This is a genomic window from Candidatus Francisella endociliophora (assembly GCF_000764555.1).
GTDB lineage: Bacteria > Pseudomonadota > Gammaproteobacteria > Francisellales > Francisellaceae > Francisella > Francisella endociliophora.
On sequence record NZ_CP009574.1, the window covers coordinates 1842551 to 1856203 of the forward strand.

The window sequence follows — 13653 nt, forward strand, 5'->3', positions numbered from 1 at the left end:
ACAACTATTTTATATTGCTTTATAAACTTTTAATTCTACTTAAATAGTCTTTACTTTTATGTTATCTTTATAGCCTTAGTTTATATATACAAAAAAATAGGGTTTCAATTGTTAAACTACAAAGAAAACTTTGTTGGAAAAAATATCAAAGCTGATGTTCTATCAGGTTTTGTCGTTGCAGTAGCACTTATTCCTGAAGCTATTGGCTTTTCAGTTATTGCTGGAGTATCGCCCACAGTTGGTTTATATACAGCATTTATACTTGGTTTAATCACAGCTTTGATTGGTGGTAAACCAGGTATGATTTCAGGAGCGACAGGTGCCGTAGCAGTTGTTTTGGTTGGGCTTGGAATACAGGTCAAACAGTCTCTCTCTCCAGAGATGCTTCACTCGTTAACTGCTTCAGGCGAGTTAAGTAGCTATATTCTGCAGTATATATTGTTATGTGCGATTATGGCTGGTGTGATACAAATTTGTATTGGACTTCTTCGCTTAGGTAAGTTAATCAGATTAGTTCCGCAACCAGCGATGTATGGGTTTGTAAATGGTCTTGCGATAGTGATTGCATTGGCACAAATTCCTTTGTTTAAAGGAGAAGGTGTGACAATGTATGCACTTGTTGGGTTTACAATGCTAATTGTTTACTTTTTGCCTAAGTTTACAGATAAAGTACCGTCTGGTTTAGTTGCTATTATAACTATTACAGCAATTGTGGTAATTTTCAAAGTTGATACAAAGAATGTTGGTGATTTAGCTGATATTTCAGGAGCTTTCCCAAGTTTTGCAATACCTCACATACATCTAACTATAGAGTCTTTTCTTGTTGTATTACCGTATGCTGTGATTGTTGCATTAGTTGGTTTAATTGAGTCATTACTTACACTATCTGTTCTTGATGAGATGGATAATAAGCGTGGTAGTGGTAATCAAGAATGTATAGCTCAAGGTGTTGGTAATATTACTTGTGGCTTCTTTGGTGGTATGGCAGGGTGTACTATGATTGGTCAGTCTATCATCAACTTCACAAATGGCGGTAGAGGTAGATTGTCATCACTTACGGCAGCTCTTTTATTAATATCTTTTGTTGTAGCATTATCTGGGTATATTTCGTATATTCCAGTTGCGGTGCTTGCAGGTATTATGTTTATGGTGTGTATCAATACTTTTGAGTGGGAAAGTATGAATCGTATCCGCTATATGCCTAACTCTGATAAGTTTGTACTTGTTGCTGTAACTGCTATTACTGTTTATTCTGACTTAGCAATTGCTGTGATCTCTGGTGTGATAATTTCAGCTTTAGTATTTGCATGGAAGAGCTCTCAAGTACACGCTAGAACTCATAGAGAAGATGAGAATACTAAAGTTTATGAATTTTTTGGACCATTATTCTTTGGGTCAACAAACTCTTTTAAGAGCCTATTTGATAGTAAGTTTGATCCTGATAATGTGGTTTTAGATTTTGCTAATTCTAGAGTTATGGATATATCAGGAGCTGAGGCTATTGATGATATTACTAAAAAATATTTAGATTTAGGTAAAAAGGTAATACTCAAACATCTAAGTGAAGATTGTCGTAAAGTATTAAAAAATGCTGGACCATACTGTGTGTTTGAGGAAATTGATCCAACTTATAAAGTAGCGAGGGATGCTTAAAAATGGAAAAAGTAAAGATTAATACAACAAATGCACCACAAGCAATAGGCTCTTATGAACAAGCTATAAAAGTAGGTAATATGGTTTATACCTCTGGTCAAATAGGCTTAAAAGCTGACGGTACAATGGCTGGAGAATGTATTAAAGAACAAACTACTCAAGTTATGCAAAATTTAAAAGCAGTTTTAGAAGCCGCTGACTCAGGTTTGGATAAAGTAGTTAAGGCGACTATTTTTATCAAAGATATGGCTGAGTTTAAAGTTATCGATGAAGTATATAATGGCTTTTTTGATGGAAACTATCCAGCTCGTTCATGTGTTGAAGTTTCTAGATTACCAAGAAATGTACGTATTGAAATAGAGGCTATAGCTATAGCTAATTAATATTGTGAGATTTTAAAATCTCTTTTAATATTTCTGTATTTTTCTCAACTCTTAGTTGTTTCTCATCACTAGATTCTTTTGTTTTAGGTTTCAAGATTAGGCCTTTATCTAAAATTTCTTTTAACCCTATGCTACCTAAGTCTTTAGTGACTTTCCAAGTACAGTTATCATTACCAATATGTTGATTTTCACTACATTCTGCTTGTTGTGGTAATGAGAAATACATTACAGGGTCATCAAGGTCTTTATTAATCCAACCAGCACCAATTTGATCTGAACTTCCTATTGCTGGGCAGTTCTTCATACATTGTGAATAATCATCTTTTCCTTTACAGATTTGTTCTTTACAAGTATAGGTATCTCTAGGGTTACAGTGATATATGCCTTGTTCATCATGGTTGCAGCGAATATAGGTACCAAAAGATTTAGGAGTATTGGTTACATAAGTAATTTGATAAGCTGTTAGATAACCATCTTCACTATTTTCGTCTTTATGACGAGTTAGAAAAGCCGATGATAAATAATCAGCAATTCCTTGAATATTACCAACGTTTCTATTTGAAAGAGGTGATATGGCATTAGGGCTTATATCTGGTTTTTCTGGGGTCACTTGATAGACAATAGAGCTTTTTGGCTTTTGAATGTGATTTTTAGTTAAAGAATCATTAAAGTAAGAGCAGCTACAGCTACCTAATGTGATAGTGGTTGCTATAATTAGAGAAGTTTTTTTCATTTAAGATTTTAAATATTAAAAAATAAATTAGCTCTATTTTATACAATAAGATATATCAAAGCTACTATTATCATAATTACAGAGGGATAAAATGTCAGAGTGAAACCTAGTGCTCTAGCTCCAGCACCTTTATTATAATTCGTGAAAAATAGTATCCTACCAATGACAAATACAATCCCAGCAAAAAATATAGTCGACATGGTTAGTGAAGGCATTATTATAGACCATGAAGAATATGCTACAAAAGCAATAACTAGCTGCTCTAATGTATTTTGTATTAATGCTTGTAGCACTTTAGCTTTTTGTGTTCCCTGAGTGAGTCCACTACCATTTATATCTTCAGCACTAAAGAAACGGTGTTTTGCTAATCTGGCAATTGCAACCATTAAGCATATACCAGGAGCAAGTAAAGCTTTGAAGGCTATTGAGAGTTTGTTATCAACATTGCTAAGATGAAAAAAATCGCACATAGACCCAACGAAAATAATAGCAACTGATAAAATAATTCCTATGGATAATCCATAGAATACACCTTTTTGTTGTTTTGTCATTTTATCTCCAGAAATCTCTTATATATTGTTTATTTTAGTTATTGAATTTTATAAAGAATAGCTTCTAAAGTGAAAATAATTTTCTAAATAGAGAGGAGATTGGAAAATAATAGTATTTAGCACAGGTTTGCTTACTATAAGAATAGGAATTATATTAAAATTTATACATAGGCTTAATAGCTAAAACCAGAAGCTTTGTAATGCTAGTATTTTATATCAATCTAAACTATTATAAGCATCTATATTTCCTTTTAAATAAATACTTACCATCATGAAAAATAAAAAAAAGCTTATTAGCTTAATTATACTAATTTTTTTAGCCGTGGTGGGGGTAGCATCATACTCTTCAAAAAGAGTCGATGGTATTGCTGGCAAAAAAATAGCTAATATAGTAGTTTTTGGAGACAGCCTTAGTGACAATGGCAACACCTATAAGAAATCTTTAGAGATGCTCCCTGACCATGAAACTTGGTATGATGGACGTTTTTCTAATTCAAAAGTATGGGTAGAGTATTTGTGTCAATACAGCAATGATAAAAGCTGTAAATTAATCGATAATGCTTATGGTGGAGCCTATAGTAAAGATGGCTATCAAAAATTTGATATTAATGGCAAAACAGTCTTTAAAGTAGTTACTAACTTCTTACAGCAAGTCGAAAATTTCACAGCTACTAACAAAAAATACAATCCAGCTACGACCCTTTATGTGATGGATATAGGTGGGAATGATATTATGGACCTAAAAGATGATTATAAAAATATTGCTAATAATATCAAAAAAGCGATTGATCTCCTTGTTAAGAAAGATAAGGCTCAGCATTTCATTATCTTAAATTTGCCAGATTTTAGTAAAGCTCCTAGATATTTTAAATCTAGTGATTTTAAGAGAAAGAAAGTTCATGAAAAGGTAGTCAATATTAATAAGCAGATATTTGGAGTTGCTTATTCTTTTAAAAAGCAAGGAATTGATATAAAAGTAATCAACTTTTATGGATTATTAAATAATCTCTTAGATAAGAAGAAATATATCAAAGATAAGTCGTGCTTAGAAATACCTATCAAAACTGATAAGTTAAATTTTTTAATCTCTTATGACAAAAGAAAGTCATGCAAGAAAAATGAAAGTAAATATATATTTCATGATAACCTGCATCCAACAAATATGGTACATAAGAAGCTTGCTAAGTTAGCAAGTATGAGTTTTTAGCTAAAACCTAATAACTCTATCAAACTTTTCCAAAAGCTTAGCATTATGAGTAATGAAAATTACAGTTTTATTTTGTATAAGCTCAACTAAATTTTCAAAAACTAATCTTTCAGTTTCTTTATCAAGTCCTTCGGTTGGTTCATCTAGGATAAGTATAGGCTTATCTTGTAGGAATGCACGTGCTAAAGCTAGGCGTTTTTGTTGACCACCAGATAATTGTCTACCAAGCTCACCAGTCCAAGTATCTAGGCCTTTTGGTAAAGATTCAACATGATCTTTTAGCTCAACTTTTTCTAAAGCTAAAAGCAATTCTTCATCAGTAGCATCAGTCTTTGCAAGTAGCAAATTTTCTCTAATTGTTGTATTAAAAATGTGTGGAGCTTGGTTGATTATAGCCATTAAATTTCTAAGCTGGTTTTCATCAAACTCTTTAATGTTGTTATTACCAATAGTAATCTCTCCAGAATTTACATCCCAGAATCTAGCAAGTAGGTTAATAATCGTAGATTTACCACTACCTGTAGGTGCAAATAGAGCGATTTTTTCATTCTGTTGTATATCTAAAGAGAAGTCTTTAAGTATTTGATGCTCAGTATCATAACCAAAGTTTATATTATCAAACTTGATTGCGAAGTTGTCAGGCTTAGCTTGTGATTCTGCAGGATATTCAACATCTGGCTTTGCATTTGTAATATTCAAAATACGTTTAGATGCAGAGAGTGTTTTACCTAAATATTGATATGCTAAAGGTAATGGCATAATTGATTCAAACATCGCCATAATTGCTAAGAATATTAACGCAATAAAAGCACCATTAATATTACCATTTTGCGTAAGTTTAACTGCGAAAGCTGTAACCATAACGATAGTTAAGCCAAGAGCTAAAGTCATTAAAGCACTACCAAAACCACTTATAATACTTATTTTTTCTTCTTGTTTCAAAAGCGTAGAGTTTTGAGCTCTAATATTTTCGAAATGTTTTCCTTCTAAATCAAATATTTTCAGCTCAGCAAGTGAGTTTACATGCTCGGTAATATTTGTCTTTAGCTCAGCACTTGTCGTATTTAGTTCATGAGTCTTTTTCATTGCTAATAAGCTACTAATTAGAGGTATTACAAAACCGATAAATAGCAAAGCAACAAATGTCAAAATAGCTAGAGTAAAGCTGAAAAAGCAAAATAATAGAGCTATAGTGATACTTGCTAAAACAAATACAACGGTTGGAGAAAGTATACGGATATATAAGTTATCTAAAGCACCAATATCATTGATTAGGCGTGTAAGTAAATCACCACTTTTATATTTGTATAAGTGAGATGGAGCAAGAGGTTCAAGCTTTTTGTAGAACCAAACACGAATGTCTGTAAGAATCTTAAAAGTAGCTTGGTGAGTTAAAACCCTCTCGCCATATCTAGTTACAATTCTACCAAGTGAAAAAGATCTAACGCCAGCAGCAGGGTAAAAATAGTTAAATGAACTCGCAACAGCATAAGTTGTCGTTGCTAAATATCCTGTAAATGAAATAAACCAACCAGATAATGACATAAGTCCAATACCCATAAGTATTGCAGACCATGCAAGTAGCGTACCTAAAAGCATCCATTGAGTTTGGTTTTTAAAGAGTTTTATAAAAGGTATCAAATTTCTCATGCTGTCACCTCATTTTTATAAAAACGATAAAACTCACTACTTTGATTATCTACTAGCTCTTTGAATGTTCCTATCTCAGCTATTTTACCATCAGCTAAAACGACTATTTTATCAACACATTCTAAGAAGCTTAATTTATGAGTTAGCATTAATACAGTTTTGTTTTCCCAATTTGAAATTAGTGAGTTCACAATTTTATCTTCACTAGATTTATCAAGACTTGCTGTTGGCTCATCAAGTATCAAAATATCATGAGGTTTTAGATATGCTCTAGCTAAAGCAAGTCTTTGAGCTTGGCCACCAGACACACCAGTATTTTGCTCACCAACTTGAGTATCTAAGCCATTTGATAGAGAGTCTATAAAATCTTTTAAATCAGCATCTTGCAAAGCTTGGTTAATTTGCTCGTCTGTAGCATTAGCATTTGCCAGTAATAGATTGTCTTTGATTGAACCTTTAAATAATGAAGAGTTTTGTCCAAGCCATGAGATATTTTTTAGCCAAGATTTTTCTTCTAAATTTTTAAGCTCTGTATCATTATTGATTAGGATATTTCCTTGATAATCAATAAAACCAAGTAGTGTATTTATCAATGTAGTTTTACCAGCACCACTAGCACCAACAATAGCTATTTTTTCATTATTATTTATCTCAAGGCTAATATTATCAATAGCAGTTTTATCATCGTATTTAACTACTAAATTTTGTAGCTTGATATTATTTATCTTGTCATTAAATACTGTATTTCTTTCATTATGAGATGGTTGCATTTCAAAGATTTTTGCAATCTCTAGAGCAGCACCAACAGCCTCGGCTTTCGCATGATAATGTGTACTAAGTTCTCTAAGTGGCATAAAAAATTCAGGAGCAAGTAGTAATATAAATAAACCACCTTGAAGAGTAATATTGTGGAATGACCACCAAATATTATTATCTGCACCAGTATTTATAAAGCCCATACCTAGATATATTGCGACTAGTGCGATTGATGCAGCTGAGAACAGCTCTAAAACAGCAGAAGATAGAAATGCAATTTTAAGCACTTTCATCGTACGGATTCTAAATTCATCAGAAGCCTCATAAATTTTTTCGCTATGAGATTTACTTTTATTGAAGAATTTAAGAGTAGTTAAACCTTTTAGAGTGTCCAAAAATGTTGTGCTCATTCTTGCAAGCGTTTTGAAATGCTTTTGGCTTTCTGATTCTGCACCTAAACCAACTATTATCATAAATAGTGGAATTAATGGTGCACAAATTAATAAAAGTACACCACATACAATACTTTGAGGAAATATAAATACCAATATCGCTAATGGAACTAGTCCAGAAAGAGTCACTTGTGGAAGGAATTTTGTTAGAAAATTAGTTAAGCCTTCAACTTGTTCCATAGTACTTGATATTAAGTTTGCTTGAGAAGTTTTGTTTAGCTGAACTGGACCAAGATTATTTATATGAGTAAGTATATCTTCACGGATTTGTTTTTTGACAATAGTTGCAGTCTTATAACTAATAATCTCTCTAAGCCAGCTTAGTCCAGCCCTAATTACTACGATAACAATTATCATAATGAAATAAGTACTAAGTTGAGCTAGGGTAGAGTTTTGTAAATAAGCATCATAAGAGATATGAGCAAGCAAATATAGTTGGCCAATAAGCAATAAACCACTTATAAAAGCAATCATAACAGTTAGCTTGATCCATTTCTTTGCTGGACTTGCTATATCTTTAAGCCATTTTCGTGCGATTTTTTTGTCTTCCTTAGAGGCATCGGATAGCATATAGAATATTTTTTTGAAGATTTTCCTTTTCAAAATTATACCATATTCAGATATCGAAGCTTTTACAAACTCAACTGAATTGCTTCTAATATATGGCAAAAAACTAGATTTTATGATAATTTTTACCATACAGGGGATTTGTTATTATTGGGAGATATAGTGTGAAGAAAAAATTTTTTTACCTAATAATGTGTTTAATTATAAGTATTCCTGGTTTATCTATAGCCGCATCAGAGTCAACAGCAATGGATGTCCCTGCGGAAGATGTTAGCCATAACGCTAATTTAGACCAAGGTCAATCTAATAATGCTGAAGTTGTAGAAGATGTTCAAGCTGAGAAAGATATAGCTGAAGCAAATTCGGTTGATAAAGCACAAGAAGGTCAACATGAAGTTGCTAATGTTAATACAGCAGCTAATGGAATGCAAAGTTGAATTTTATCAAGAGGTCATCGATTATGAGAAAAATATCTTTAAAATTTGTCGTAGCAATATTAATAGGAGCTCCTATACTGGTTAATGCGGCTTCTGTGGACGAGCAGGATCAAGCTTACCAGGCAGGTAAAAATTTTGGTCAATCATTAAATAAGATGCAAGATAAACTTGATGATCAAAAAGATAATATATCAGCATCTATGGATAAAGTAGCTGATCAAACAAAACAAAATATAGATAATGCTAGTGATGAGACTAAGCTCAAAGCTAAGGAAATTGGGAGTCAAATTTCAAAAGATTTTGATAAAACATCTGAATCTATGAAGGCAACGGCTAAAAATGTTCAAGATTCTGCAAAAAACTTTAAAAAAGGTTTTGAAGCAGGGGATAAAAAAATGGTATTTTAAAAAAATAATAGAATTATGAAAAAAATAATAAAAAAAATTGTTGGTGGTATAAATATTCCACTTATTATTTTTCTCTTGATAGTCGGGTCAGTGATTGTTGTATTTAATATGAAGAATGAAAAAGTTCAAGAAGCGAAAGCAACTGTAAATAACACAGTTAATAATGTCTCTAAAACTCTTAATAATGCCGCTGAAAATAATAGTAACTCTGTAGAATAATCAAACTCATAAACTATATTTTCTCTTATTTAAAATGTTTATAGCTTTTAAATTTATTAAAATTAGTTGGTCCTAAGGGTAGTTAATGACTATATTTTATGTTAGGTTGTTATACATAGGCTGTTAAGAAATGAAAATTTTAACAGATATCCATATAGTTAAAATAAGAGGAGAAAAACTATGAAAAAAATATGTATGGCTATGGTAGCATTAGGTTTGTCTGGATCACCATTATTAGTTAATGCAATGTCCTCATCAAAGGCACAAGGCTCTTCATATGAAGCAGGCCAAGAAGTTGGGCAAGCCGCTGATAATGTTCAAGATGCTACATCAGATGCAGCAGATACAATGGCAGACAAAGCTGATGCAATGCAAGATGCGGCTGCTGATAAAGCAGATCAAGCAACAGATGCTATGAGTGATATGGCTGATAATGCACAAGATGCTACATCAGATGCAGCAGATACAATGGCAGACAAAGCTGATGCAATGCAAGATGCGGCTGCTGATAAAGCAGATCAAGCAACAGATGCTATGGGTGATATGGCTGATAATGCACAAGATGCTGCAAGTAATTTCAAGCAAGGTGTTGCTGACGGAAGCGATCAGTAGTTTTCTCTTAATACTCTGAAAATACAATTATTGATTTTAAGCATTGTATTCTTCGGAATTTTTCTATTTAAATTATAAATATTGTTGGATTGATCTTTATATTAGTAACTACTTTGTAAAGAAGATGAATATTCCAATATATCATTGATAGACTTGATGCAATAGCAAGTCCATATACTCCCCAATAAATAGTAAATATTATCCCTAAAGTTATATTTATTGCTAATGCTATATAAAAAGCAAAGCATGTTGTTTTCTCAAAGCCAGCCATATTTAGAATTGTAGCGACACAGCCTGATAATACATTTACTATTTGTCCGATCATTAGAATACAGAATATGAAATATGAAGTTGTATATTTCTCACCATAAAGAAGAGTTATTGGATAACCACAAATAATTAAGCCAAATATAGCAATAATAGATAGGAGAAAAATAATCTTTGTATATGATGTGATTTTCTTTTGAAACTCATCTCTAGAGCAGTTTTTATAATCATCTGCGATTTGTGATAAAACATTTGAATTAACTGCATTTAGTACAAAGCTAACAAGTGCCCCTAGTTGTAGAGCGACACCATATAATGCAACACTGGATGGCGATGATAGACCTTTAAGTATTATAATATCTACTTGTGATAATAGTAACAGTCCCCACTGCATTAGTGCGAAAGATAGGTTGCTTCCAACAGGTTTTGAGCTTTCGAATGAATACTTAGATGTTTTTATAAGCCATATTGTTGAGGTGTAAATTGTCATAAAAATCATCATGCTACCTACTAGCAAAGCAGTATTTCTCATATGCAGAAACATAAAAGCAACAGTTAGCAAAAGCATAATGATTCGTAGGCCAAGTTGTAAAAGATTTGCAACAACAACAACTCTTCTAGCTACAAAAAAAGACTGAAAGATATTTGCCATAAAAAATGGTACTGCAAATAGTAGAGCAAAATTTTCTATAGAATTATCATTGTTTTCAGAGTAATTATAAAAAATTATGACAGCTATAGCTATAACGACAAAGGCAAATCCTCTTTTGAAATACCAGTTTTGTACAAGATATGTTTCTTTATTTCTTTCAAAAATATCTTTTAAATCAGATTTGCCCCATGTGCGAGCAAGTATACCACCACCACCCATTGTGGCAATTACTGCTAAGATAGTTGCAACTGTTACACCAAATATGTAGTAACCATAGTCATTTATGCTAAGGTGGCGAGCTAATAGTATAGCTGTGATAAAAGCACACCCTTGGCCTAGAGCTTGTACTATCATTGTTTGTAATGATTTTGATAAAATGTGATTAGAGCGGATTTTGTTTATCAATTTATATGTTACCTAGTTGATTTAATCAAAATTTTAGCAGTAATGTAAAAATAATATAAGCAATGTTTTTAATTTAACTAAATTGAACAGTTGTAAGTTTCTAGTGCTAAAGCTAAGGAACCTTTAACACCAGTATTATCACCAAAAGATGCGGGTACGATGAAGTTATCCATATCTTTTAAAGCTGGATAATCAAAATAGTTATTTAAGTATCTGGTAACATTTTTACGAATCATATCAAAAAGAATAGTTTTATGCATTACACCGCCACCTAAAATAACTTTTTCAGGAGAAAAGGAGCATATATAATTTACCAAAGCTTTTGCAAGATATTCTGCTTCAAATACCCATGCAATGTGATCATCATTTAGAGCTCCAGCATGTGCAATCTTCCATCTTTTATTTATTGCAGTACCAGAGGCTAAGCCTTCTATACATGTACCATGAAAAGGGCAGCAACCTTCAAATGTATCTTCAGGATTTTGAGGGATAAACAAATGACCAATTTCAGGATGCATAGCTCCTTGAACTAATTTGTTATTACATATAACACCTCCACCAACACCTGTACCAACTGTTAAGTAAAGTAGATTTTCTAAGTCTTGAGCACAACCCCAAAGTTGTTCACAAATAGCAGCAGCATTTACATCTGTATTAAATCCTATAGGGCCATCATATATAGATCTTATAGAGCTAACAATATCAAAGTTTTGCCAAGCTATTTTAGGTGTATTAGTGATATAGCCATAAGTTTTAGACTTGTTATTAATATCAATTGGGCCAAAGCATGCTAAGCCAATAGCTTTTATATCGTATTTGCTTTGATAGTTTTTTAGAATTTCTAGGACTTCAGCCATAGTTTGTTCTGGTGTTGTAGTATCTGTACGATGACGTTCGATTACATTTCCATCCATATCACCAATAGTTGTAAAAAACTTGGTTCCACCTGCTTCTATACCCGCTAAATACATTGATCTATTCTCTCATCTGAAAAATTATTAGATATATTTAAATATTACCATTGTTTAAGGAGTTTTAGTAATATCGATTTAGTATTTTATGAAAACTATTTTTGTACTTTTAAACTTTTTATAAACTCATTTAATTCAGTTTTTTCAAAATTATATGTTAGTTCTACATTAGCTTGTGTATAACAGTTCTCCATATATTTCTCGATAACTTTTGAGTTTTCTTTATTTGCTTGCTTTGATATGTGTAAAAGGCTTTTTTGAATACGTTTTGCCACTAATAAATTGCTACTTCCATATATTCTTATATATTCAAAACTACTTTTAATAAATCGTTCTATAGAAATATCTTTTATATAAAGATTTTCATATATAACCTTTTTATCTTTAAAACTAGAATCAAAAAGATATTTAAGACAACGATTTAGCGTATCAATAACATTTATAGCTGTAGTAGGATCATTTGTCGAAGGACTCAAAGCTTTAGCAGCTATTTCGCTGAGAGTTTCTAATCCAAAAACAGGGTCTTCTATAAAATTTTTCTCATTAGATATTATAAAGTGATTAGCTATTTCAGCTAGTTTTTCATTAGGCAGGTCTTTTGAACATTCAATAAATGCTAAGGTCTCTGTGCTAGCTAAGTGCTCACCTTTGTACTTAACAATATATAGCTTAGCATCTAACTCTTTACATAAGCTATTAAGACTTTCAAATAAAATATCATTAAGAAATCCATAGTCTTGGGCAAATATTGGAGTTGAATTTGTTGGGATACTATTTTCATCTAAAGCATTACAGCCTAGGTATGGATTGTTTGTATATTTTTTTACAGCATTAAAAGCTTGTTTTTCTGTTTTTGTTAGAAGAGTTCTAACTTGCCCTAATTTTGCAATATCATCTATCCAAATTATAAAGGTAAAAATTACCCATGCAAAAACAAAAATAGTAATTAGAAAAATTAGAAAAATTCCTGTGCCATTAAATACTCCTGATTTGATGCCTACTGTAGCAACAACACCATAGATGAAAGCTCCAATAAAGTTAGATGTTGCTTTATGAGAAGCTTTATCTCGAAATAAAATAGTAAGAACTCGTGGAGTGCCAGAGTTACTAGCTGAGTTGTAGGCAGTTACTATTGCACCTACTGTAAATACAATTACAGCTAACATACTTGTAGTTATAATTGATAAAAGTGAGTTAACAGTATCCAAATTGATTTTTGTTGAATAAAAATCAATATTAAGCTGCTGCATCAAGTAACACCAATAAATAGCGAGTATCGCTAATATACAATAAGCTAGAGGATTAAACCAAAGCTTACTTTTGAGGATATACAGTTGACGTTTTATAAAATTTATGAATTTTGACATTATTTAACCCTCTATAGTCGTGCCCTGGTGAAATTTAATTTTCCATTTATTATTAAGTCCAACCCAAATAGAGCTTCTATTATGTTTTTGATTGTTATATTTATTTATGGTCATATATGTTACTAATATTATATGTTCTTCCAGCAGGTTAACTTTAAAGCTGTTGTTAATTATTTCTAAATTGATTTTGATAGGTGATAGAAGAGACTGTAAAATATCTTGTTTAGTATAAGCTTTTCCAGATTTTCCAAATTCTCTGAAATCATTAGTTAAAATTTCAGACATATATTTATAATCAAAACGAGTTTTACTAGATAATAAAGATTTTTCTAAATCAAGAAGTGTTTGAGAAAGGAAAGTCATA

15 protein-coding genes are annotated in these 13653 nt (G+C 31.7%); 7 read left to right on the forward strand and 8 right to left on the reverse strand.

The genetic code is table 11. The annotated features are described in order from the left end of the window. The first annotated feature begins 108 nt into the window (after positions 1–108). Positions 109–1653: a SulP family inorganic anion transporter gene (locus tag QI37_RS09030; protein WP_040010475.1), complete on the forward strand. Its 1545-nt coding sequence runs from the start codon at positions 109–111 to the stop codon at positions 1651–1653. Between the two features lie 2 nt (positions 1654–1655). Continuing rightward, positions 1656–2036, forward strand: coding sequence for a RidA family protein (locus QI37_RS09035; RefSeq protein ID WP_040010476.1), 381 nt, complete (start codon positions 1656–1658; stop codon positions 2034–2036). Here the strand turns inward: QI37_RS09035 and QI37_RS09040 are convergent. After that, the gene (locus QI37_RS09040) at positions 2029–2769 is read right to left on the reverse strand and encodes a hypothetical protein (RefSeq protein WP_040010477.1); all 741 of its coding nucleotides are present in this window, start codon (positions 2767–2769) and stop codon (positions 2029–2031) included. The genes QI37_RS09035 and QI37_RS09040 overlap by 8 nt on opposite strands. 38 nt (positions 2770–2807) lie before the next feature. After that, positions 2808–3320, reverse strand: a complete 513-nt coding sequence (locus QI37_RS09045; protein WP_040010478.1) for an MAPEG family protein — start codon at positions 3318–3320, stop codon at positions 2808–2810. A gap of 271 nt (positions 3321–3591) precedes the next feature. On the opposite strand from QI37_RS09045, the gene QI37_RS09050 reads away from it, so the two are divergent. Next, entirely contained in the window at positions 3592–4527 is a 936-nt protein-coding gene (locus QI37_RS09050) for an SGNH/GDSL hydrolase family protein (RefSeq protein ID WP_040010479.1), read from the forward strand. Here QI37_RS09050 and cydC read toward each other — a convergent pair whose 3' ends face one another. Together cydC and cydD are read right to left on the reverse strand one after the other, a co-directional pair. Continuing rightward, complete coding sequence (gene cydC / locus QI37_RS09055) at positions 4528–6177, reverse strand: heme ABC transporter ATP-binding protein/permease CydC (RefSeq protein WP_040010480.1); 1650 nt, start codon at positions 6175–6177, stop codon at positions 4528–4530. Continuing rightward, on the reverse strand, positions 6174–7955 hold the full coding sequence (gene cydD, locus QI37_RS09060) for a heme ABC transporter permease/ATP-binding protein CydD (protein WP_040010776.1): 1782 nt from the start codon (positions 7953–7955) through the stop codon (positions 6174–6176). Before cydD ends, cydC begins: the two co-directional genes overlap by 4 nt. 161 nt (positions 7956–8116) lie before the next feature. Here cydD and QI37_RS09065 point away from each other — a divergent pair, with 161 nt between their 5' ends. The 4 genes from QI37_RS09065 to QI37_RS10010 all read left to right on the forward strand — a co-directional run bounded on the left by QI37_RS09065 (position 8117) and on the right by QI37_RS10010 (position 9627). After that, positions 8117–8389, forward strand: coding sequence for a hypothetical protein (locus QI37_RS09065; RefSeq protein WP_144242728.1), 273 nt, complete (start codon positions 8117–8119; stop codon positions 8387–8389). A 23-nt stretch (positions 8390–8412) separates the two neighbouring features. Beyond that, on the forward strand, positions 8413–8796 hold the full coding sequence (locus tag QI37_RS09070) for a hypothetical protein (protein WP_040010482.1): 384 nt from the start codon (positions 8413–8415) through the stop codon (positions 8794–8796). Positions 8797–8811: 15 nt separating this feature from the next. Then, on the forward strand, positions 8812–9015 hold the full coding sequence (locus QI37_RS09075) for a hypothetical protein (RefSeq protein ID WP_040010483.1): 204 nt from the start codon (positions 8812–8814) through the stop codon (positions 9013–9015). Positions 9016–9195: 180 nt separating this feature from the next. Continuing rightward, positions 9196–9627 (forward strand): hypothetical protein, encoded by a 432-nt coding sequence (locus QI37_RS10010; RefSeq protein WP_052399180.1) that lies wholly within the window; start codon positions 9196–9198, stop codon positions 9625–9627. Positions 9628–9694: 67 nt separating this feature from the next. Here the strand turns inward: QI37_RS10010 and QI37_RS09085 are convergent, their stop codons facing one another. From QI37_RS09085 to QI37_RS09100, 4 genes are all read right to left on the reverse strand, one after another. Beyond that, positions 9695–10951, reverse strand: coding sequence for a lipopolysaccharide biosynthesis protein (locus QI37_RS09085; protein WP_040010484.1), 1257 nt, complete (start codon positions 10949–10951; stop codon positions 9695–9697). A gap of 77 nt (positions 10952–11028) precedes the next feature. After that, the gene (locus tag QI37_RS09090) at positions 11029–11922 is read right to left on the reverse strand and encodes an ROK family protein (protein WP_040010485.1); all 894 of its coding nucleotides are present in this window, start codon (positions 11920–11922) and stop codon (positions 11029–11031) included. Positions 11923–12017: 95 nt separating this feature from the next. Continuing rightward, entirely contained in the window at positions 12018–13289 is a 1272-nt protein-coding gene (locus tag QI37_RS09095) for a DUF2254 domain-containing protein (RefSeq protein WP_081947005.1), read from the reverse strand. A 3-nt stretch (positions 13290–13292) separates the two neighbouring features. Next, complete coding sequence (locus tag QI37_RS09100) at positions 13293–13652, reverse strand: nuclear transport factor 2 family protein (protein ID WP_040010486.1); 360 nt, start codon at positions 13650–13652, stop codon at positions 13293–13295. Between the last annotated feature and the right edge of the window lies 1 nt (position 13653).